Consider the following 20,122-nt stretch of genomic DNA (forward strand, 5'->3'; position numbering starts at 1 on the left):
GAAGTGCACCTCAAATCAGAAGGAAACGCCGCCCTCGCCCACCAGCTTCTCCAGCGCCCAGATCAGGACGAAGTCGATCAGCACGATCAGCACGGCAAACGAGAACACGGTGGGGTCGAGCGATGACACGGTGCGGCTGTACATCCAGATCGGCACGGTCATGACATCGATGGTGTAGAGGAAATAGGTCACGGTGAATTCGTTGAACGAGACGATGAACGCCAGGAGCATGCCCGCCAGAATCCCCGACTTCATCAACGGCACCACCACATCGACAATCGCCCGCAGCGGCGAAGCGCCGAGCATTTGTGCGGCCTCCTCGACTTCAGTGCCGATGGACAGCATCGCTGCGGTGCAGTTTTTCACCACAAACGGCAACGCCAGAATCACGTGGGCAATCACCAGCCGCGAAGTGGTCATGTGAAACGGCAGGCTGTCGAACACCAGCAGCAACGCCAGCCCCAGCACCACCATCGGAAACACCAGCGGCAGCGACATCAACTGCATCGCCACAGCCTTGCCGCGAAATTCACAGCGCGTCAGCGCATAGGCGGCCGGCACCGCGATCAGCGTGGCGAAAATCATGGTCAGACACGCCACCAACAGGCTGGTGCTCATGGCCTGGCCGAGGCTCAGCACATCGCTCGCATCCGGCGACGCAAAGGTGCGCCAGGCGGCTTTGTACCATTGCAGGCTGTAGCTGCTCGGCGGAAAGTCGAGGTTCGACGCACCGCTGAACGACATCACGATCATGGTCAGGATCGGCAACACCGCCAGCAGCAAAATGAACCCGGACAAAATCCCGGCGAACTTGCCGGTGTCGCCGGGCAACAGCGACTGACGCTTCTTGATCAGGGCACTCATTGCGAAGCCTCCAGCACCCGCCGACGACGGCCGGTGAAGTATTCAGACAGGGTCATGATCGCCAGCGTGGTAATGATCAACACCACCCCGGCGGCGGATGCGGCAGGCCAATTCATCAACGGCGCGATCTGGTCGTGAACCATCACGGCGAGCATCGGCACACGACGGCCACCGAGCAACAACGGCACGACAAAACTGCTGGCGTTGTAGGCGAAGACCAGCGTCGCACCGGTGATGATTCCCGGCAGACTCATCGGTAACACCACTTGGCGAAACACCTGGAAACGGCTGGCGCCGAGGGTCGCGGCGGCCTCTTCGTAACTGCGCGCGACACCGCGCATGGCGCTGGCAATCGGCAGCACGGCCAGCGGGAAAGCGGTTTGCACCAGCCCCATCAACACGCCGTTCTGGTTGTACAGCAACATGATCGGGCGCTTGATCAGCCCGAGCCCCATGAGGGTCTGGTTGAGCATGCCGCCAGGGCCGAGGATCACCAGCCAGCCATAACTTTGCAGCAACAGATTGACCAGCAACGGCAGCAACACCGCCGCGAGGAAAATTCGTCGCACGAATGGCGAGGTCAGCCGTGACATGGTGTACGCCACCGGAATTGCCAGGACCACGGCGATCAGCGCGCTGATCAGTGCCAGACGCAGAGTCAGCAGCAAGGATTTCAGGTAATAGGGCTCAAGCAGTTGCGCGTAGCTGGCAAGGCTGAACCCGGTCCACTCCGCGCCCTTGGTGCCAACGCTCATGCGCAACACCAGCAGGCTGGCGGCGATCAGCACGCCGAGAAACAGCATCGACGGCGTGAGAAAAAGCCACGCCCGGGCGGTCGGCGAAATGCCACGCGGTGCCCGCACATCAGGTGCGCCGACCGGTTGGCTCAGGGATTGATGTTCCATAGCAATGATCTCGTCAATGGAAAGCAACTGACAAACACAACTTCCCGAATCACCTTGCCCCCTGTGGGAGCGGGCTTGCCCGCGATAGCGTGCTATCAGTCAAAACATCTTCAACAGGTAAGCCGTCATCGCGGGCAAGCCCGCTCCCACAGGTTTTTGCAGGGTTCGCAAGGGTTGTGTCCGACTCTCGGTCAGGAAGAAAAGATTTCCGTATAACGACGAATCCATTGGTCATGCACGGTGGCCAGGAAGGCGTTGTCGTGCATGATCGCCTTCTCGGCAATCTGCTCTGGCGTGAGGATGAACGGGCTTTTGCGCGCTTCGGCGGAGATGATCGCCTTGGCGTTGACCGGGCCGTTGTAGATGTCTTCAGCCATCTTGCCCTGCACCAGCGGGTCCAGAGAGTGGTCGATGAAGGCATACGCCAGATCGGTATCGCCCGGCCGATTCTTCGGCATCACCGAGAGCATCAAGTCGGTGTAGAAACCTTCCTTCATGCCAAACGTGGCGCCGAGGCCGTAGTTCGGATCGCGGATCTGCTTGGGGAAAAATGCCGGGGCATACAGGCCGCCCATGTCCAGCGAACCGGTACGGAACAGTTCGGCGATCTGGTTCGGGTTTTCGCCCAGAGTCACCACGCGATCCTTCAGTTCAGCGAGTTTCTTGAAGCCCGGTTCGATGTTGTGTTCGTCACCACCGGCGAGTTTCGCGGCGATGATGATCAGGTCCATCGCTTCGGTCCAGTTCGGCGGCGGCAGGAAAATGTTCGGTGCCAGATCGGCATCCCACAGCGCGGCGTAACTGGTTGGCGCCTCTTTCTGGGTACGAGTGCTGTAGACCAGACTGTTGCACCACAACAGGTAACCGATGCCGTGGTCATTCGCGCCGGTGCGGTATTTTTCCGGCACATCGACCAGATTGGGAATGCGGTTGAGGTCGGGTTTTTCCAGCAGCCCGGCGGCGGCCAGACCTTCGGCGCCAACGCCGGCGAGGGTGATGATGTCGTATTGCGGACGGTCACCACCGGCCTTGAGTTTGGCGACCATTTCCGAGGTGCTGCCGGTACGGTCGGCAATCACTTTGGCGCCGGTCTTGGCTTCGAAGGTTGCGGCAATGTTGCGCAGGGCGGCCAGGCCGGTGTCGTCGGACCAGGTCAACAGGCGCAGGGTCTTGCCGGCAAAACGTGTGTCGCTGGCACTGGCCCGGATGAAGGGCATGCTCAGCGCCGCCGCAGCCACCGAGGCCACGCCGACGGTCTTGATGAATTGACGCCTGTTCAGATCGTGCTCGCCCATGAAGGACTCCCATTGTTGTTTTAAGTATGAGACCGGTCGCAACCGTTGCATCCGCGCAGCCTGCCTTGCTACAAGCCCCGAGATACAAGGGCTGTAGCGCTGCTGACGGGTTCATCCTGAGGTCGTGCAAAACACCTGACTATCGATAAAAACTCATTGAAGCCATGACGCCGACGCATGCCTCATTGCGAGGCATGCGCTGACCTTTTTCGGGCCTTCAGAGCGCCCGGATCACGTGTTTGATTTCCTGAAACGCCGCCAGGCCCCACGGCCCCAGTTCGCGGCCGATGCTGCTCTGTTTGTAACCGCCCCATGCGGTCTGCGGGAAAATCACCTGGGGTGCGTTAAGCCACACCAGCCCCGCCTGCAAGGCATTGGCGACCCGATCTGCGGTCGCGGTGTTACGCGTGAGCACACTTGCCACCAGACCGAACTGACTGTCGTTGGCCAAGGCAATCGCCTCGGCTTCGGAAGCAAAACTGCGCACGCAAATCACCGGGCCAAAAATCTCTTCACACCACAGCGCACTGTCGAGGGGCACGTCGGTGAAGATTGTCGGCTGCAAAAAATAGCCGCGCGGCAGATGCGCAGGACGATTGCCGCCACAGATCAGCCTGGCGCCGGCACTCAAACCGCGGTCGATGTGACCGAGCACGCGCTGGTATTGCGCCTGATTGACCAGTGCGCCCATCTCCACGTCCGCATCGAACGGTTCGGCGACGCGAATCGCTTCGGCACGCGTCTTCAATTTGGCGAGAAACTCATCCGCCACTTCATCGGCGACCAGCACCCGGCTGGTGGCCGAGCACATCTGCCCGGCATTGAAGAATCCGCCGCCACAGGCCAGTTCTACCGCCAGTTCGATGTCGGCATCGGCGAGTACCAGCAGCGAGGATTTACCGCCCAGTTCCAGGCTCACGCCTTTCACCGTTTCGGCGGCGCGTTGCATCACCTGCACGCCGACCGCGTTACTGCCAGTGAAGGAAATCTTGGCGATGCGCGGATCTGCCGACAGCGGCGCGCCGACTGCCAGACCGGTGCCGCAGACCAGGTTGAAAACCCCATTGGGCAAACCGGATTCGGCGATGATTGCCGCCAGTTCCAGCTCCGGCAGCGGCGTGACTTCCGACGGTTTGAGCACCACGCAGCAACCGGCAGCGAGGGCCGGCGCGAGTTTCCACGCGGTGGTGACCATCGGGAAATTCCACGGCACGATCAGCCCGACCACACCGCACGGTTCACGACGCAGACGCGCGCTGAAATCATCGCTCGGCAGCGGCACGTTGCTGTCCTGCTTCGCATCGAGGCCTTCGGCAAGTTCGGCGTAATACTCGAAAGTGGCGATCACGTCATCGACGTCGATGGCCGCTTCGAACTGCGGTTTGCCGTTGTTGCTCGACTGCAGATTCATCAAGTGGTCGCGGCCATTGCGCACGCCATTGGCGATGTTGCGCAGGATCGCGCCGCGCTCGGCACCGGAGGTTTTCGACCATTCGCTGAACGCTGCCGTGGCCGCCATTACTGCTTGATCGACTGCACGCTCGTCACCGCCATTGACCGTGGTCAGCAGTGCTTCGGTGGCCGGGTTGATCACCCGCAAATGTTCGTGGCCGGCGGACCATTGGCCATCGATGTACAAGCCATCGAGCGTGGTTGGGAAGTTGATCATTTGGCCACCGCCTTCATCCATTGGGTCTGGTCGATTTCAATCAGGGTCGGGCCCTGACGATCCGTCGCGCAACGCAGGGCTGCACGCAGTTGCTCGACCGAATTGATGGCTTCGGCGGCGCAACCCAGAGCCTTGGCGACCCCGATGAAATCCGGGGTATAGATGTCGACGCCCACCGGCTCGATGGCGCGGTTGACCATGTATTTCTTGATTTCTTCGTAGCCCTGGTTATTCCACAACAGGACGATCACCGGCACCCGCGCTTCAACCGCGCTAGCTAGTTCCGGCAAGGTGAATTGCAGACCGCCATCGCCAATCAGACACACCACTGGCGGGCGCGCACCGTCCGCAGCAGTCCCGCCGAGCCATGCACCAATCGCTGCCGGCAACGCATAACCGAGGGTGCCGTAACCGGTGGATGAGTTAAACCAGCGACGCGGCTGTTCCGGGTTGAACGTGAGGTTGCCGGTGTACACCGGCTGTGTGGAGTCGCCGACGAACACTGCGTCCGGCAACTCGTGCAGAACGGTTTCGAGGAACCGTGTCTGCGCCAGCGTCGGTGCATCCCAGGTCGCGGCCAGATCGTCACGCAGACGCGCGGCGCGCACTTGGCCCCAATCGTTGCGGCGCTCGGCCAGCGATTGGTGCGACAACGCACTGAGCAGCGCTTGCGCGGCGTTGCGTGAATCGGCCACCAGCGCCACTTGCGGCGGGTAGTTGCGCACGGTTTGATCCGGGTCGATATCGATCCGCAGCAGTGCACCGGGAATCTCGAAGCCGCCGGCGAAGGTCACGTCGTAGTCGGTCTCGGCCAGTTCGGTGCCGATTGCCAGTACCACGTCGGCATCAGCCACCAGTGCACGAGTCGCCACCAGACTTTGTGTCGAACCAATCAGCAGCGGATGGCTGGACGGCAGCATGCCTTTGGCATTGATGGTCAACGCGACCGGGGCATCAAGCAGTTCGGCCAGCTCGGTCAGTTCGACAGCGGCATCGATGGCACCCCCACCGGCAAGAATCAGCGGACGTTTGGCGCCGGCCAGCAATTCAGCCATGCGGTTCACAGCACCCGGTGCGGCACCGGCGCGGTCGATATGGACCGGGACGCTGGCGAGCAGCGCATCGGCGTCTTCGACCAGCACGTCCAATGGAATCTCGATGTGCACCGGGCGCGGACGGCCAGCCTGGAACAACGCGAATGCGCGAGCCAGCACACCTGGCAGCTCAGCCGCAGACATCAGCGTATGAGAGAACGCCGCGACACCCGCGACCAGCGCGCCTTGGTTCGGCAGTTCGTGGAGCTTGCCGCGACCGCCACCCAACTGACTGCGCGACTGCACGCTGGAGATCACCAGCATCGGGATCGAATCGGCGTAAGCCTGGCCCATCGCCGTGGTGATGTTGGTCATGCCCGGGCCGGTAATGATGAAGCACACACCCGGTTTGCCGCTGGTGCGTGCATAGCCGTCAGCCATGAAACCGGCGCCCTGCTCGTGGCGCGGAGTGACGTGATTGATGCTCGACCGGGCCAGCCCGCGATACAACTCGACGGTGTGCACACCGGGAATGCCGAACACCTGCTCGACGCCGTAACCTTCGAGTAACTTGACCAGTACTTCGCCACACGTCGCCATGTTGTTTGCCCTTCTTGTTCGATTTGAGACGCCGGGCCTTTGTAGGAGTGAGCCTGCTCGCGATAGCGTTGTGTCAGCCAATATCAATATTGAATCGGAGACGGTCATCGCGAGCAGGCTCACTCCTACAGGGGGCGTATTTGTGCTCAATTGAACGGGCGGCGAGTAGCCGCAACAATGGATAAAAAGTCATACTAGCCATGTCCTCACGTCATACCTTGGATCTCCATGAAACGACTGCCTCCCCTGCCCGCGCTGCACACGTTTCTGATTACCGCGCAGTGCTGCAACTTCACCCGGGCCGCCGAGCAGTTGCACATCACCCAAGGCGCGGTCAGCCGGCAGATTGCCGGGCTGGAAGATCATCTGGGTTATCCGCTGTTCATTCGTCTGGCCCGAGGTCTGGAACTGACCGCCGAGGGCCATCAATGGCTGCCGCGCGTAGAACAGGTTTTCGGGCTGATCGGCGAGGCCGTTGAGCAGATCGGCGAACAGCGCGATACCTTGGTGCTGAAGGCGCCAAGTTGTGTGATGCGCTGGTTGTTGCCACGCCTGTTGCAGTGGCAAAAGGAACGCCCGGACGTGCCGGTCAAACTGACCGCCTCGCTCCAGCACGGCGTGGATTTTCAGCGTGAGCAATTCGATGCGGCCGTCGTCTATTGCACACCGCCGGAACATTCGCCGTCGGCCCTGCACCTGTTCGATGAACAACTGACGCCGGTCTGCTCGCCGTCACTGCTCAGCGGCTCACTGGACCTCAAGGTGCCGACCGATCTGCAACAACATCTGCTGCTGCATCCGACGCACAACGATCAGGATTGGGCGGTGTGGTTGAAGGCGGCGAACCTGCGTTTGAAAAACATCAGCAGCGGCCAGCATTTCGAGACGCTGGATCAGGCGATGTCGATGGCGTCCCATGGGACGGGGGTGGCGATTGGCGATTGGTCGCTGATCGGCGATGACCTGCGCGCTGGCAGGCTGGTGATGCCGTTCGATCTGAAGGTGAAGACCGGGCTGGCTTATTACGTGGTGTATCCGCATAAACCGGAACCGTCGGCGGGATTGCGGGAGCTGATCGGCTGGTTGGTCGAACAGGCACATACCCGCTGACGCTGCAGCTTTAATGTGGGAGCGAGCCTGCTCGCGAATACCGTCGCTCATTCAGCAGTGATGTTGAATGACATACCGCTTTCGCGAGCAGGCTCGCTCCTACAGTTGAACGGTGTTGCGGGTTAGTAACCCACAGCAAAGCGCTGGCGCGAATGCTTCGGCGTTTCCACTTCGTCGATCAGCGCAATCGCGTAATCGGCAAAAGTAATCCAGCTACGGCCCTCGGCACTCACCAGCAAATCATCTTTGCCGATACGGAATTTACCCGTGCGCTCACCCTCGACAAATTCCGCCGATGGCGACACAAACGTCCAGTCCAGTTCCTGCTCCTGACGCAAGGCATCAAGGAAAGCCGCACCAGCGCTGGCTTCAGCTTTGTATTCGGCGGGGAAACCGGCGCTGTCGATCACTCGTGTGCCGTCCGGCAACAACAACGAACCGGCACCACCGACCACCAGCAGACGCTTGACCCCGGCCTGCTTCACCGGCCCGACCACAGCACTGGCCGGAACCGTGGCGAAATGCGCAGCGCTGATCACCACATCGTGACCGGCGACGGCATCTTTCAGTGCAGCCGAGTCCAGCACATCGACATTCTTGCTGACCACACCGGCCCGAGCGCCGATCTTCGATGTGTCACGGGCGATGGCCGTAACGCTATGGCCGCGACGCAGTGCCTCTTCCAGCAGTTGGCTACCGGCACGACCGGTGGCACCAATGATTGCGATCTTGCTCATGACGTTCTCCAGTTGGCTTGAGTGTGTCTGAAACTCGATGATCTGATAGATCTACTTCTATGAAACATTGCCTACTTTGAGGGGATTCCTGTGGCGAGGGGATTTATCCCCGTTCGGCTGCGCAGCAGTCGTAAATCCTGCGAATGCGGTACGATGATGAACGCAGGGGAGCGCCTCGCACTCCATCGGGGATAAATCCCCTCACCACAAAAGCCATCCTCAATCTTCAGGTGAAGCGGCTTACCACTGCATCTCGCCCTTGGCGACTTTCGCGCTCAATTCCAGCGAGCTTTCCTCGCCCAGTGTCGGGTAGCGCTTTTTCATTGCGGCGATCAGTGCAGCGGAATCCTTGGCCTTGGCGGTTTCTTCGTCGAAAGCCTTAATGTAGCCGGCGGTGAATTGCACGGCGGCCAGCGAGCGAGCGCTGTCACCGAGGTAGTGACCGGGGATTACGGTTTTCGGTTTCAGGGTTTCAATCGATTGCAGGGTTTGCAGCCAGTCGGCGTGGGATTGCGCACTCTGGGTATCAGCCATCCACACATGAATGTTTTCAGCGACCACTACACCGCCAACCACAGCCTTGAGCGACGGAATCCACACAAAGCTGCGATCCGGCTGTTTGCCTTGAAGCCCGACCACCTGCAACTTCTGCCCTTCAAGCATCAGGCTGTCGCCCTTGAGCACGCCCGGCACGATGGTTTTGGCTGGTACGTCGGCACCCATTTTCGGGCCCCAGAACGCCAGTTTGCCGTCGACGGTTTTCTTGATGTGATCTACGGTCGGTTGCGAAGCCAGCACTTTGGCGTAGGGGAAGGCCTTAGTCAGGGTGTCGAGGCCGAAGTAGTAGTCCGGGTCACCGTGGCTGATGTAGATAGTGGTCAGTTGCTTGCCGCTGGCGCGGATCTTTTCCACCACCTGTTCGGCCTGGGATTTGCCGAATTGTGCGTCGACCAGAATCGCGTCTTTCTCGCCGCTGACCAGTACCGAGGTCACCGGGAAAATCGCCTGGGTGCCCGGGTTGTAAACGTCGAGGGTCAGGTTGGTGGCAGCCGCGTGGGCCGCGAAGCCGAAGGTGGCGGTTGCCAGCAAAACGCGCTTGAGGGTAGTGGAACCGATCATCTGTTGCTCCATTGTCTGTCTGCTTGCCGTGTTCGGCGATGGGACAGAGCTTAGTTGCCAAACTCAGTACAAAAAATGCGATGCTTGAACATAGTTTGTTTCTGAAAGCGGGCAAATCATGGATCGTCTCCAGGCAATGCGGGTGTTTGTGACAGTGGTGGATCTGGGCAGCCAGTCGGCGGCGGCCGATCATCTGGAGCTGTCACGGCCAGTGGTTTCGCGCTATCTGGCGGAACTGGAGGACTGGGTCGGCGCACGCCTGATGCACCGCACCACGCGCAAATTGAGCCTGACCGCCGCCGGCAGCGAAATCCTCCCGCGCTGCCGGCAGATGCTGGAATTGTCCGGGGACATGCAAGCCGCAGTCAGCGAGCCGCACGATGCGCCACGTGGACTGCTGCGAATCAGCGTCAGCACCTCGTTCGGTCAGGCGCAACTGGCCGATGCGATGGCGGCGTATGTGAAGCGCTATCCCGGGGTCAGCATCGATCTGCAAATGCTCGACCGCACAGTGAATCTGGTGGACGAGCGCATCGACCTGGCGATTCGCACCAGCAACGATCTCGACCCGAACCTGATCGCCCGACGCCTGACAGTTTGCCGCTCGGTGGTTTGCGCCGCTCCGGCCTATCTGCATGAGCATCCGGCGCCAAAACGGGTCGAGGAACTGAGCCGGCACAACTGCCTGACCCATTCCTATTTCGGCAAGAGCCTGTGGCATTTCGAAGAGGACGGCGAGCCGGTTTCGGTGCCGGTGCAGGGCAACATCAGCGCCAACGAGGCGAGCACTCTATTGCGCGCGACCCTGGCCGGCGCGGGGGTGGCGATGCTGCCGACCTATCAGGCCGGGGTGCACATTCACAGCGGTGAACTGGTGCGTTTATTACCTGATGCCGAGCCGCGGCAGATGAACATCTATGCGGTCTACGCCTCACGCAAACACATGCCGGCCGCGCTGCGCAGCATGCTGGATTTCCTGGTGCTGCGGTTTCCGGAAAACCCGGCTTGGGATGTGGGTCTCTAAAAGCCCGGATCTTTCAAACCATCACCGATCTGAATGTCGCGACAAAAGCGCAAATCGTGACGCTGGCAAGTCCCTGCCGCTGACCTATGCTGAAAGTAATACCCAAGGGTATCCGTTCAGAGGTCAACGCCATGAACATCAAAACAAGAAGGTACTTCGCGATTTTCATCACCTGCGCCGCCACCCTGGCGCTGTACGGCACTGCGGCCTGGCGGGTCGAGCAGTTGCGACAACTGCCCCGCGAATACGCCAGTTGCAACTTTGAGCGCTGCATCCCGCACAACGCTACGCTGAACGCATTGCGCTGACCTTGAGGCTGACACATAACCTGTGGGAGCTGGCTTGCCAGCGATTGCAGTCTGACATTCAGCATTTAAGGTGACTGAACCACCGCTATCGCTGGCAAGCCAGCTCCCACAGGTTTTCGCAGCGGTTTTGAGGTTACTGCTCAGCCTTCAGCCGATCGCGAAACGCCTTCGGCGAGATCCCCACCCGACGTCGAAACAGGCGCGTGAAGTTGGTCGGATCGGAAAACCCCAACACATCCGACATCTCGTAAATGGTCATGCTGGTGTATGTCAGCAAGCGCTTGGCTTCCAGCAACTGCCGCTCATGCATGATCTGCAACGCCGGTTGTCCCGCCAGTTCCCGGCACGTGCCGTTGAGGTGCGACACCGAAATCCCCAGTCGATGCGCCAGATCCTCGACCTTGACGTGCTGTCGGTAAGTCTCTTCCACCAGTTGAATGAAACCGTTGAGGTATTCCCGCGCCCGTTGCGGACGTTGGTTGGCGCTATGGCGCTGAATCGCCTGACGGCTGACCCAGACCATGATCACGCTGACCAACGAATGCATGAGCATTTCCCGCGCGGGTTCGTGGCCGTTGTACTCGGCCTGCAACGCGCAAAACAGACTGTTGAGGTAATCGCCGTCCTTGCCCGCCGGGTAATTCTCGGTTTGCGCCAAGGCGTGTACCGCGTCGCCCAGTTGCGCTTGCAGATGGTTGATCAGCGGGGTGGCGAGGGTCACGACGAATCCTTCGACGTCCTCGGAAAAACGAAATCCATGCACCGACAGCGGCGGCAGGATCTGGATGGCCGGGGTGTTCAACTGCGTGCGCTGACCTTCGATTTCAAGCTCTGCCTGACCTTTGAAGACGAAGAGCAGCTGGCACAAATCGGCGTGGCGGTGAGGTTTGATTTCCCATTGATGTTCGCGGCTGCGTTTGGAGATGGTTTCGCAGTGCAGCAAGTCGGGGGTCGGCCAGTCCAGGCTTTCACCGTAGAGCTTGAACACTGGAATCGAAGGCAGGTCAGGGTTGTTCATCACTTCAATCCAGGCCTCGAGGTTTTCGGGCGATAATCGCCCCGATTGGCAGAATGTACAGGTATCGGCTCAGTTTTCACCTTCAATTGACAGACCCGCAAGGGAAAAATGCAAGCACTCGATCCATAAAAATCATTCACCGGCATCCACCGCGTGAAGCTTGCGAGTCATAAAAACAATGAAAACGCTGAAAACCCAAGTCGCCATCATCGGCGCCGGTCCGTCCGGTTTGTTGCTCGGCCAACTGCTGCACAACGCCGGCATCGACACCCTCATCCTCGAACGCCAGACACCCGATTATGTACTCGGGCGAATTCGCGCCGGCGTGCTTGAACAAGGCATGGTAGAGCTGTTGCGCCAGGCTGGCGTGGGTGCACGCATGGACGCCGAAGGTCTGGTGCACGGCGGCTTCGACCTGGCACTCGACGGACGTCAGGTACACATCGACCTGCACGCGCTGACCGGCGGCAAAACCGTGATGATCTACGGCCAGACCGAGGTCACCCGCGACTTGATGGCCGCTCGTCGGGAGGCCGGGGCGTTGTCGTTTTATGAGGTGGGCAATGTCGTTCCCCACGGCATGAAAAGCGACGAAGCCTTTGTCACCTTCGAAAAGGACGGTGAAACCTGGCGCGTCGATTGCGATTACATCGCCGGTTGCGACGGTTTCCACGGCGTCGCTCGCCAGTCGATTCCCGAGGACTGCCTGAAAGTCTTCGAGCGAGTTTATCCGTTCGGCTGGCTGGGGATTCTGGCCGACACCCCACCCGTCCATGACGAATTGGTCTACGCCCGCCACCCACGTGGTTTCGCCCTGTGCAGCATGCGTTCGGCGACTCGTACGCGTTATTACCTGCAAGTGCCGGTCGAGGAAAACCTTGATGACTGGAGCGATCAGCGCTTCTGGGATGAGCTGAAAAGCCGCCTTCCTACCGACCTCGCGGCGAAACTAGTGACCGGTCCGTCGATTGAAAAAAGCATCGCGCCGTTGCGCAGCTTCGTTGTCGAGCCAATGCAGTACGGGCGGATGTTTCTGGTCGGCGACGCCGCGCACATCGTCCCGCCCACCGGCGCCAAGGGCCTGAATCTGGCGGCCAGTGATGTCAGTACGCTGTTCAATATTCTGCTGAAGGTTTACCGCGAAGGCCGCACTGACCTGCTGGAGAAATACTCGGAGATCTGCCTGCGCCGGGTGTGGAAGGCTGAACGGTTTTCCTGGTGGATGACCTCGATGCTGCATCGCTTTGACGAGCATGATGATTTCAGCCAGCGCATCAGTGCATCGGAACTCGACTACTTCGTCAGCTCGGAGGCCGGCAGAAAAACCATTGCAGAAAATTACGTCGGACTTCCGTACGAGGCTATCGAATAGCTTGCTACCGACTTACACTGGCGAGCATCCCCGCTCGCCTTGCGACCTGCGGGACCCACACTGCCGCAGGTTTTGCCCGTGACCAATCTCAATCACCCCGAAACGCCCAAACCGGCCATTCGCAGCGTGCTGGTCGCGTTGATGATGGCGATCTTTCTGGGGGCGCTGGATCAGACCATCGTCGCCGTATCGATGCCGGCCATCTCCGCGCAATTCAAGGATGTCAGCCTGCTGGCCTGGGTGATTTCCGGGTACATGGTGGCAATGACCGTGGCGGTGCCGATCTACGGCAAGCTCGGTGATTTGTACGGGCGGCGCAAACTGATGCTGTTCGGCATGGGCCTGTTCACTCTGGCATCGCTGTTCTGCGGCATGGCCCAGAGCATGGAACAACTGGTGCTGGCGCGCATCCTTCAGGGCATTGGTGCCGGCGGGATGATTTCGGTCAGTCAGGCGATCATCGGCGACATCGTGCCGCCGCGTGAACGTGGGCGCTATCAGGGCTATTTCAGCAGCATGTACGCGGTGGCCAGCGTCGCCGGCCCGGTGCTCGGCGGCTACATGACCGAATACCTGTCGTGGCGCTGGGTGTTCCTGATCAACCTGCCATTGGGCCTCGGCGCCTATTGGGTGGCCCGCCGCAACCTGGTGGGGCTGCCGATTCCGCAGCGCAAACCGATCATCGATTACTTGGGCACGCTGTTGATGATCATCGGCCTGACCGCGTTGCTGCTGGGTATTACGCAGGTCGGTCAGGGTCACTCGTGGCGCAGCGGTGAAGTGCTTGGGTTGTTCGCTTGCGCCGTCGTGGTGCTGGCGCTGTTTGTCTGGCATGAGCGCAGGGCGCGAGAGCCGTTGCTGCCGATGCACCTGTTCACCAACCGCAACGCGCTGCTGTGCTGGTGCACAATTTTCTTCACCAGTTTCCAGGCCATTTCGTTGATCGTGCTGATGCCGTTGCGCTTTCAGAGCGTGACCGGCGCCGGAGCAGACGCGGCCGCTTTGCATCTGTTGCCACTGGCGATGGGCTTGCCGATTGGCGCGTATTTCGCCGGGCGTCGCACTTCGGTGACCGGGCGCTACAAACCACAGATTCTCGGCGGAGCGATCCTGATGCCAATCTCGATTATGGGCATGGCGTTCAGCCCGCCGGATGCCACGCTGGTGAGCAGTCTGTTCATGCTATTCAGCGGGATTGCCGGCGGCATGCAATTCCCGACCTCGCTGGTTGGCACCCAGAATTCGGTGGAGCAACGCGATATTGGCGTCGCCACCAGCACCACCAATCTGTTCCGCTCATTGGGCGGCGCAGTGGGCGTGGCGTTGATGTCGGCGCTATTGCTGGCGTTGTTGCAGGATTCGAGTTTCGCGCATCTGGCGAGCAGTTCACTGGTCAGCGAAGGACACTCCGGCAACGTACTGCTGGATGGTCTGAATGCCGCACCGGGCGATGCGCAGAATGCCTTGCGTGCTGAATTGCTGGTGACGTTCCGGCATCTGCTGATGGTCAGTGCGGCAATTTCGTTGCTGGGGCTGGCGGCGGCGATTGCGATGCCGAACAACCTGTTGCGTGGGCGTGAGCACTCGGCCAAATAGTCGAAACAACCCAAATCCCTGTAGGAGTGAGCCTGCTCGCGATGAGGCCGTGTCAGTCGACCTCATTGGTGAATGACATACCGCTATCGCGAGCAGGCTCACTCCTACAGGGGAACACATTCAAGGGCTGTAATAGCCGACCGCAACCAGGAAGCGCCCGACCTTTTTCAGGTACGCATGCTTGTCTTCGATCTTGCCGGTCACCGGGTTCTTCCAGCGGTACTCGTATTCGCCGTCATCCTGCTTGGCGATCAGCGCCAGAATCGGCTCGCCCACCGGTTTACCTTCCGGGTCCTTGATCGTGCTGAAATCGGTGTTGATCAGCCGCAGATTGGTGCCATGCGCGACATAGCGTTGGGTATCCAGATCGACCACGAACACATACAGGTCATCCTGCAAATACCCGCCCTTCAGCGAATTGATCGCTGTCAGCGTGCCTTTTTGGTCTTTGCCCAGATCAGTGGCGGCTTTATCGAGTAGCGATTTGGCTTGTTCCGCCGAGGCTCGCGGCAAGTAATAACCGACCGCCAGAATCCGCTGACCGATGCGCTGATAGAACACGTGCTTGCGCTCGACCTTGCCATCGGCCTGGTTTTTCCAGCGGTACTCGGTCTGCTGAATGCCATTGCCTTCCGGCACTTTCAAGGCATCCTTGAAGGCCTTCTGCAAGTCAGGATCAAGCACTTCACTGACGTCACGCCCGATCAGCGCGGAGGACGGCCCGCCGCTGGCGAGCATCACCCCTTTGGTGTCGACCACGAACACGTAGCGATCCTTGTCGACAAATTCGCCCTGACGACTGAACGCGGCAAACGCCTTGTCACCGTTCTCGTGGTAGTAAGCCAGCGCTTTTTCCAGCAGGGCGATGGCGGCCTGACTGTCGTCCTTTGCCGCGACAGCCGCGTTGGCCTGGCCGAACCCCGCCAGCAACATCACGCCGAGCCAGGCAACCTTATGCAATAACCCCATAACGCATCCCTCGTTCTTGTTGGTGTTTCAAGAGCGTAGACGGGTTGCGGTTATAAGAAAGTTGAACATGAGTCCGCAGGTTGCAGCGCTTTTGTGGCGAGGGGATTTATCCCCGTTCGGCGGCGCAGCCGTCGCAAACCGGCGAATCCGGTTTGCCTGAAAAATGGCGGTGACAGGGTTTGGGGCTGCTTCGCAGCCCGACGGGGACAAACCCCCTCACCACAAAAAGCTCCACTGCACAGAAGCTCACCCGGCACAGAATTTAGGTACTAAGGACGGGCGTTGAGCTGTTGCTGCAAGTTCTGGATCTGCGCTTGCAGGGTGTTGATGGTGCGGGTCATTTGCCCACGGAATGCATCGAACTCGGCGGTATTCCCGCCGCCGCCCTGTGCGGCGGTCGGGCGGTTGTCCTGCTCGCTTTTGAGCACGATGATTTCCTGCTCCAGGCGCTCGACCGCAGCGCTCGGGTTGCCCTGCTTTTTCAACGCAGTGATGTCAGCGCCAAGGCTCTTGAATTGTGCGTCGAAGCTTTTGAGCTGGGCATCGACCTTGCTGGTATCGGCCGGGGCGTTTTTCACGCTCGCCAGTTCCGCACTCAAGGCTTTGACCTGCGCCTGCAATTGGGTGTTGGCGTTCTGTTGTTCGGTGGTCTGCGCGGTCATCTGCGCCAGACGCTTGTCCAGATCCGTCGCCTGTCCGGCCACGCCCTGCTGTTGTTTGCTCTGATCCTGCAGTTGGGTTTGCAGTTGTTTGATCTGCAACTTCAAGGCTTCGCTGTCACTGCTGACATTCGACTGGCTGGCGACGACCTTGCCGGAAATGTCCTGCAAGCGCCCCGCCGCTTCCTCGCTGATCCGCGCGAAGCTTTCCTGAGTCGCGACCAATTGTTGCTCCATCAGCGAAATCTGCTGGAAGCTCCACCAGGCCAGACCGATAAAGGCAAAGAACAATGCGCCAACCAGTGCCCACAACGGACCGGTACTCGCCGACTTGACCTTGACCACTGGCGGCGTGCGCGAGTGCACGGTGGTGCGGGCGGTGGTCGGGAAGTCATCGTCGTCGAGGGTGTCGGCACGCAGGCTCGGTACATCATCGAAATCGTCGTTGGCATCGTTACGCATGGACATTGAGGCAACCTTTGTGAAACGCGGTGATGGCTGAATGCGGCGAAGTATAAACCCCGCGACCGCTGCGATTGACCCTCGACCTGCGGCGCGGTTCAGTGTTGGCCGACCAAGTGGTATCAGCGAATGTCCTGAGCCTTCCACCAGCCACAGAATTCATCGAGGGCCGCCCACAGGCTGACTTTCGGATCGTAGTCCAGATAATGCCGGGCGCGACTGATGTCGAGGGTGAAGTTTTTGTTCATCACCTGCATGCCCAGCCGTGACAGGGTCGGTTCCGGGCGTCCGGGCCAGAGTTTGCACGCACCCTCGTTGAGCGCCGCAACGCTGTAGGCCAGACCAAACGAGCGATGCCGCGTAACTTGCGGCACGTCCATTTTGCGCATCACGTAATTGACCACGTCCCACAGCGGTACAGGCGCGCCGTTGCTGATGTTGTAGGCCTTTCCCAACGCAGACCCGGCCGCCAGCAAACTGCTCAGCAGCGCTTCGTTTAGGTTGTGCACGCTGGTGAAGTCGACCTTGTTCAAGCCGTTGCCGATGATCGCCAGCCGGCCCTTGCGCTGCATGTTCAGCAGACGCGGAAAAATGCTCATGTCGCCGGCGCCGGTGACGAAGCGCGGACGCAGGGCGATGGTTTCCAGACCGAACTCCTGCGCGCCGAAAACCTTTTGCTCGGCCAGATATTTAGTCGCCGCATAGTGATGCTTGAAACGTTTGGGCACTTGCTCTTCGGTCAAGCCAAGGTGATCGCGGCCATCGAAGTAGATCGATGGCGACGACAGGTGCACCAGGCGCCGAACCCGTTGTTTCAGGCAGGCCTCGACCACGTTTTCGGTGACTTGCACGTTGCCCTGATGAAAGTCCTGATAGCGCCCCCACAGGCCGACGGCACCGGCGCAATGCACCACGGCTTCGACGTCGCGACAGAGTTCGCGGACCAGTTCCGGATCGCTCAGATCACCCTGAACAAACTCCGCGCCACGGCGCACCAGATGCTCGACGCCTTCGGCCCGGCGGCCGTTGACGCGCACATCCAGGCCCTGCTCCAGGGCGAAACGCGCAAAGCGCCCGCCAATGAAGCCGCTTGCGCCGGTGATCAGAATTTTCATGTAGAGCTCCGATGTCTTTCGTTTTGCGTAATGCGTGTGTCTTGACGCCGCCCGTCAATCCAACGGCACCAGCCATTGTGCCGAAGAACGTACCAATTGCTCGGTCAGCAGGCCCAACAACTGCCCGCCGTTGCGCCAATGATGCCAGTACAACGGCACATCGATCGGTTTTTCTGGCAACAGTTCGAGCAATTCGCCGCGCTCCAGTTGTTCGCGCACTTGCAGTTCCGGCACCAGTCCCCAGCCCAGACCAGCCTCGATCAGGCGGATAAAACCTTCGGATGAGGGGCATAAATGGTGCTCGAAACCACCGTCGACACCGAGGGATGCGAGGTAGCGATGCTGGAGAAAATCATCCGGACCAAACACCAGCGCCGGGGTGCGCGGCAATTGTTCGGCTTTTACGCCGTCCGGGAAATGCCGGGCAATAAAGGTCGGGCTGGCGAGCGCCCGATAGCGCATCGCTCCGAGCAACACGCTGCGCGCCCCGGCGACCGGGCGTTCGCTGGCGCACAGGCAGGCGGCGACTTCACCGGCGCGCATGCGTTTGAGGCCGACGGTCTGGTCTTCGACGATCAGATCCAGCAACAGGTGTTGTTCGGCGCAGAAATCCCCCACCGCTTGCGCCCACCAAGTGGCGAGGCTGTCGGCATTCAGCGCGATGCGCAGGCGTTCCGGCAGCCCTTCTTCGTCCAGCGCCGGCACCAGCGATTGCAGATCCCGTTCGAGCAGGCGCACTTGCTGCACATGGTTGAGCAGACGCCGACCAATCTCGGTCGGCGCTGGTGGTGTACCGCGCACCAACACCGGTTGGCCGACTCGCGCCTCCAGCAGTTTGATTCGCTGGGAGATCGCCGATTGCGACAGACCCAACACCTGCGCAGCCCGTTCGAATCCGGCCTGCTCGACCACCGCGGCGAGAGCAGAAAGCAGTTTGTAGTCGAACATCAGTTTTCCTAATGAGCGATCAGCATTATTGGTTTTTCTTATACAGCGTCTGACCGGAGAATAGCCAGCAAGCACTCTTTATCAAGGAACACCCCAATGGCCGGCGAAACCTCATTGAACACCCTGCTGCGCAGCATGAGCCCGCAGCTCAACCCCGGCGAATACGTGTTCTGCACCTTGCGTGACGGGCAATTGCCGAATGGCCTGGAGATCGTCGGTAGTTTCCGCGAGCAGGAAGGCCTGACGGTGATTCTGGATCGTTCCCACGCCGAAAAGGCTGGTTTCAGCTTCGACTACGTTGCCGCGTGGATCACCTTGAACGTGCACTCGGCACTGGAAGCGGTCGGTCTGACCGCCGCCTTCGCCACTGCACTGGGCAAGGCCGGAATCAGTTGCAACGTGATTGCCGGCTATTACCACGATCATTTGTTTGTCGGCCAGGCCGACGCCCAGCGCGCCATGCAAGTGCTGCGTGATCTGGCAGCCAACGCGGAGTAATCAACATGTGGCAAAGCTATGTGAATGGCCTGTTGGTGGCTTTCGGGCTGATCATGGCGATCGGTACCCAGAACGCATTTGTGTTGGCGCAAAGCCTGCGTCGCGAGCATCACTTGCCGGTTGCCGCGCTGTGCGTCGCCTGTGATGCACTGCTGGTAGCGGCCGGGGTTTTCGGTCTCGCCACCGTACTCGCGCAGAACCCGACACTGCTGGCGGTTGCGCGCTGGGGCGGCGCGGTGTTTTTGATCTGGTACGGAAGTCAGGCGCTGCGTCGGGCGTTTTCGAAGCAGAGCATGGCGCAAAACGAAAATCAGACTGTGCGTTCGTTGCGCGCGGTAATGCTTAGCGCACTGGCGGTGACGTTGCTCAATCCGCACGTTTATCTGGATACCGTGTTGCTGATCGGTTCGCTCGGAGCCCAGCAATCGGTGCCGGGGGCTTATGTGGTGGGCGCGGCGAGCGCTTCGCTGCTGTGGTTTTTCACCCTGGCGCTGGGCGCGGCGTGGCTGGCCCCTTGGCTGGCGCGGCCGAGCACATGGCGGATTCTCGATCTGCTGGTGGCCGTGATGATGTTCACCGTGGCCGGTCAATTGATTATCGCCAGCTGATTTATTCCAAAAGGCTCTGGAACCTCTATCCCACACAGTTGTTGCGTGGTTATGCCGCACCCCCGGTGCTATGATCCGAACCCTGCGCCGCAAAGAGTAAAAACTCGCCGGTGCATTTCTGGCCGCCCGTGATCGGCCTTGCGCTCACCGCAACTTACCTGATTAGGAGAATCATCATGGCTTTCGAATTGCCGCCGCTGCCTTACGCACAC

At 60.1% G+C, this 20,122-nt stretch carries 19 protein-coding genes; 7 read left to right on the forward strand and 12 right to left on the reverse strand.

What is annotated here, in order from left to right; all coding sequences use genetic code 11:
• Positions 1-15: 15 nt before the first annotated feature.
• From ACIOZM_RS13085 to ACIOZM_RS13105, 5 genes are all read right to left on the reverse strand, one after another.
• Positions 16-864, reverse strand: coding sequence for an ABC transporter permease (locus tag ACIOZM_RS13085; RefSeq protein WP_401214199.1), 849 nt, complete (start codon positions 862-864; stop codon positions 16-18).
• A complete protein-coding gene (locus ACIOZM_RS13090; protein WP_401214201.1) occupies positions 861-1,769 on the reverse strand; it encodes an ABC transporter permease in 909 nt (302 codons plus the stop codon). The genes ACIOZM_RS13085 and ACIOZM_RS13090 overlap by 4 nt, the downstream gene beginning before the upstream one ends.
• A gap of 191 nt (positions 1,770-1,960) precedes the next feature.
• A complete protein-coding gene (locus ACIOZM_RS13095) occupies positions 1,961-3,064 on the reverse strand; it encodes an ABC transporter substrate-binding protein (protein ID WP_401214203.1) in 1,104 nt (367 codons plus the stop codon).
• Between the two features lie 217 nt (positions 3,065-3,281).
• Positions 3,282-4,733: an aldehyde dehydrogenase family protein gene (locus tag ACIOZM_RS13100; RefSeq protein ID WP_401214205.1), complete on the reverse strand. Its 1,452-nt coding sequence runs from the start codon at positions 4,731-4,733 to the stop codon at positions 3,282-3,284.
• A complete protein-coding gene (locus ACIOZM_RS13105) occupies positions 4,730-6,367 on the reverse strand; it encodes a 5-guanidino-2-oxopentanoate decarboxylase (protein WP_401214207.1) in 1,638 nt (545 codons plus the stop codon). Before ACIOZM_RS13105 ends, ACIOZM_RS13100 begins: the two co-directional genes overlap by 4 nt.
• 228 nt (positions 6,368-6,595) lie before the next feature.
• Between ACIOZM_RS13105 and ACIOZM_RS13110 the strand changes: the two genes are divergently transcribed.
• Positions 6,596-7,477, forward strand: coding sequence for a LysR substrate-binding domain-containing protein (locus ACIOZM_RS13110; RefSeq protein ID WP_401214208.1), 882 nt, complete (start codon positions 6,596-6,598; stop codon positions 7,475-7,477).
• A gap of 122 nt (positions 7,478-7,599) precedes the next feature.
• Here the strand turns inward: ACIOZM_RS13110 and ACIOZM_RS13115 are convergent, their stop codons facing one another.
• Positions 7,600-8,214 (reverse strand): NAD(P)-dependent oxidoreductase, encoded by a 615-nt coding sequence (locus ACIOZM_RS13115; RefSeq protein WP_401214211.1) that lies wholly within the window; start codon positions 8,212-8,214, stop codon positions 7,600-7,602.
• Between the two features lie 240 nt (positions 8,215-8,454).
• The gene (locus ACIOZM_RS13120; protein ID WP_401214214.1) at positions 8,455-9,333 is read right to left on the reverse strand and encodes an MBL fold metallo-hydrolase; all 879 of its coding nucleotides are present in this window, start codon (positions 9,331-9,333) and stop codon (positions 8,455-8,457) included.
• A gap of 118 nt (positions 9,334-9,451) precedes the next feature.
• On the opposite strand from ACIOZM_RS13120, the gene ACIOZM_RS13125 reads away from it, so the two are divergent.
• Together ACIOZM_RS13125 and ACIOZM_RS13130 are read left to right on the forward strand one after the other, a co-directional pair.
• Complete coding sequence (locus ACIOZM_RS13125; RefSeq protein WP_401214217.1) at positions 9,452-10,357, forward strand: LysR family transcriptional regulator; 906 nt, start codon at positions 9,452-9,454, stop codon at positions 10,355-10,357.
• A gap of 131 nt (positions 10,358-10,488) precedes the next feature.
• Complete coding sequence (locus ACIOZM_RS13130; protein WP_008085463.1) at positions 10,489-10,665, forward strand: hypothetical protein; 177 nt, start codon at positions 10,489-10,491, stop codon at positions 10,663-10,665.
• Between the two features lie 133 nt (positions 10,666-10,798).
• Here ACIOZM_RS13130 and ACIOZM_RS13135 read toward each other — a convergent pair whose 3' ends face one another.
• On the reverse strand, positions 10,799-11,683 hold the full coding sequence (locus tag ACIOZM_RS13135; protein WP_401214219.1) for a helix-turn-helix domain-containing protein: 885 nt from the start codon (positions 11,681-11,683) through the stop codon (positions 10,799-10,801).
• A gap of 178 nt (positions 11,684-11,861) precedes the next feature.
• Here ACIOZM_RS13135 and pobA point away from each other — a divergent pair, with 178 nt between their 5' ends.
• Positions 11,862-13,055, forward strand: coding sequence for a 4-hydroxybenzoate 3-monooxygenase (gene pobA / locus ACIOZM_RS13140; protein WP_401214221.1), 1,194 nt, complete (start codon positions 11,862-11,864; stop codon positions 13,053-13,055).
• 78 nt (positions 13,056-13,133) lie between these two features.
• On the forward strand, positions 13,134-14,651 hold the full coding sequence (locus ACIOZM_RS13145; protein WP_401214224.1) for an MDR family MFS transporter: 1,518 nt from the start codon (positions 13,134-13,136) through the stop codon (positions 14,649-14,651).
• A gap of 120 nt (positions 14,652-14,771) precedes the next feature.
• On the opposite strand, the gene ACIOZM_RS13150 is transcribed toward ACIOZM_RS13145, so the two are convergent.
• The 4 genes from ACIOZM_RS13150 to ACIOZM_RS13165 form a co-directional block, all read right to left on the reverse strand.
• Positions 14,772-15,620: a cache domain-containing protein gene (locus ACIOZM_RS13150; RefSeq protein WP_401214226.1), complete on the reverse strand. Its 849-nt coding sequence runs from the start codon at positions 15,618-15,620 to the stop codon at positions 14,772-14,774.
• Positions 15,621-15,889: 269 nt separating this feature from the next.
• Positions 15,890-16,747: an ATPase gene (locus tag ACIOZM_RS13155; RefSeq protein WP_401214228.1), complete on the reverse strand. Its 858-nt coding sequence runs from the start codon at positions 16,745-16,747 to the stop codon at positions 15,890-15,892.
• A 116-nt stretch (positions 16,748-16,863) separates the two neighbouring features.
• On the reverse strand, positions 16,864-17,856 hold the full coding sequence (locus ACIOZM_RS13160) for an NAD-dependent epimerase/dehydratase family protein (RefSeq protein WP_401214231.1): 993 nt from the start codon (positions 17,854-17,856) through the stop codon (positions 16,864-16,866).
• Positions 17,857-17,910: 54 nt separating this feature from the next.
• Positions 17,911-18,804 (reverse strand): LysR family transcriptional regulator ArgP, encoded by an 894-nt coding sequence (locus ACIOZM_RS13165; protein WP_401214233.1) that lies wholly within the window; start codon positions 18,802-18,804, stop codon positions 17,911-17,913.
• A 96-nt stretch (positions 18,805-18,900) separates the two neighbouring features.
• Between ACIOZM_RS13165 and ACIOZM_RS13170 the strand changes: the two genes are divergently transcribed.
• Together ACIOZM_RS13170 and ACIOZM_RS13175 are read left to right on the forward strand one after the other, a co-directional pair.
• A complete protein-coding gene (locus ACIOZM_RS13170) occupies positions 18,901-19,302 on the forward strand; it encodes an ACT domain-containing protein (protein WP_401214236.1) in 402 nt (133 codons plus the stop codon).
• A 5-nt stretch (positions 19,303-19,307) separates the two neighbouring features.
• Positions 19,308-19,910 (forward strand): LysE/ArgO family amino acid transporter, encoded by a 603-nt coding sequence (locus ACIOZM_RS13175; RefSeq protein WP_401214238.1) that lies wholly within the window; start codon positions 19,308-19,310, stop codon positions 19,908-19,910.
• Positions 19,911-20,122: the final 212 nt, after the last annotated feature.

Origin of the sequence: Pseudomonas sp. NPDC087346, assembly GCF_044744235.1 — a bacterium.
GTDB lineage: Bacteria > Pseudomonadota > Gammaproteobacteria > Pseudomonadales > Pseudomonadaceae > Aquipseudomonas.

Coding starts and splice junctions, on each gene's coding strand:
- ACIOZM_RS13085 (WP_401214199.1), bottom strand. CDS start 864: ATGAGTGCCCTGATCAAGAAGCGTCAGTCGCTGTTGCCCGGCGACACC.
- ACIOZM_RS13090 (WP_401214201.1), bottom strand. CDS start 1,769: ATGGAACATCAATCCCTGAGCCAACCGGTCGGCGCACCTGATGTGCGG.
- ACIOZM_RS13095 (WP_401214203.1), bottom strand. CDS start 3,064: ATGGGCGAGCACGATCTGAACAGGCGTCAATTCATCAAGACCGTCGGC.
- ACIOZM_RS13100 (WP_401214205.1), bottom strand. CDS start 4,733: ATGATCAACTTCCCAACCACGCTCGATGGCTTGTACATCGATGGCCAA.
- ACIOZM_RS13105 (WP_401214207.1), bottom strand. CDS start 6,367: ATGGCGACGTGTGGCGAAGTACTGGTCAAGTTACTCGAAGGTTACGGC.
- ACIOZM_RS13110 (WP_401214208.1), top strand. CDS start 6,596: ATGAAACGACTGCCTCCCCTGCCCGCGCTGCACACGTTTCTGATTACC.
- ACIOZM_RS13115 (WP_401214211.1), bottom strand. CDS start 8,214: ATGAGCAAGATCGCAATCATTGGTGCCACCGGTCGTGCCGGTAGCCAA.
- ACIOZM_RS13120 (WP_401214214.1), bottom strand. CDS start 9,333: ATGATCGGTTCCACTACCCTCAAGCGCGTTTTGCTGGCAACCGCCACC.
- ACIOZM_RS13125 (WP_401214217.1), top strand. CDS start 9,452: ATGGATCGTCTCCAGGCAATGCGGGTGTTTGTGACAGTGGTGGATCTG.
- ACIOZM_RS13130 (WP_008085463.1), top strand. CDS start 10,489: ATGAACATCAAAACAAGAAGGTACTTCGCGATTTTCATCACCTGCGCC.
- ACIOZM_RS13135 (WP_401214219.1), bottom strand. CDS start 11,683: ATGAACAACCCTGACCTGCCTTCGATTCCAGTGTTCAAGCTCTACGGT.
- pobA (WP_401214221.1), top strand. CDS start 11,862: ATGAAAACGCTGAAAACCCAAGTCGCCATCATCGGCGCCGGTCCGTCC.
- ACIOZM_RS13150 (WP_401214226.1), bottom strand. CDS start 15,620: ATGGGGTTATTGCATAAGGTTGCCTGGCTCGGCGTGATGTTGCTGGCG.
- ACIOZM_RS13155 (WP_401214228.1), bottom strand. CDS start 16,747: ATGTCCATGCGTAACGATGCCAACGACGATTTCGATGATGTACCGAGC.
- ACIOZM_RS13160 (WP_401214231.1), bottom strand. CDS start 17,856: ATGAAAATTCTGATCACCGGCGCAAGCGGCTTCATTGGCGGGCGCTTT.
- ACIOZM_RS13165 (WP_401214233.1), bottom strand. CDS start 18,804: ATGTTCGACTACAAACTGCTTTCTGCTCTCGCCGCGGTGGTCGAGCAG.
- ACIOZM_RS13170 (WP_401214236.1), top strand. CDS start 18,901: ATGGCCGGCGAAACCTCATTGAACACCCTGCTGCGCAGCATGAGCCCG.
- ACIOZM_RS13175 (WP_401214238.1), top strand. CDS start 19,308: ATGTGGCAAAGCTATGTGAATGGCCTGTTGGTGGCTTTCGGGCTGATC.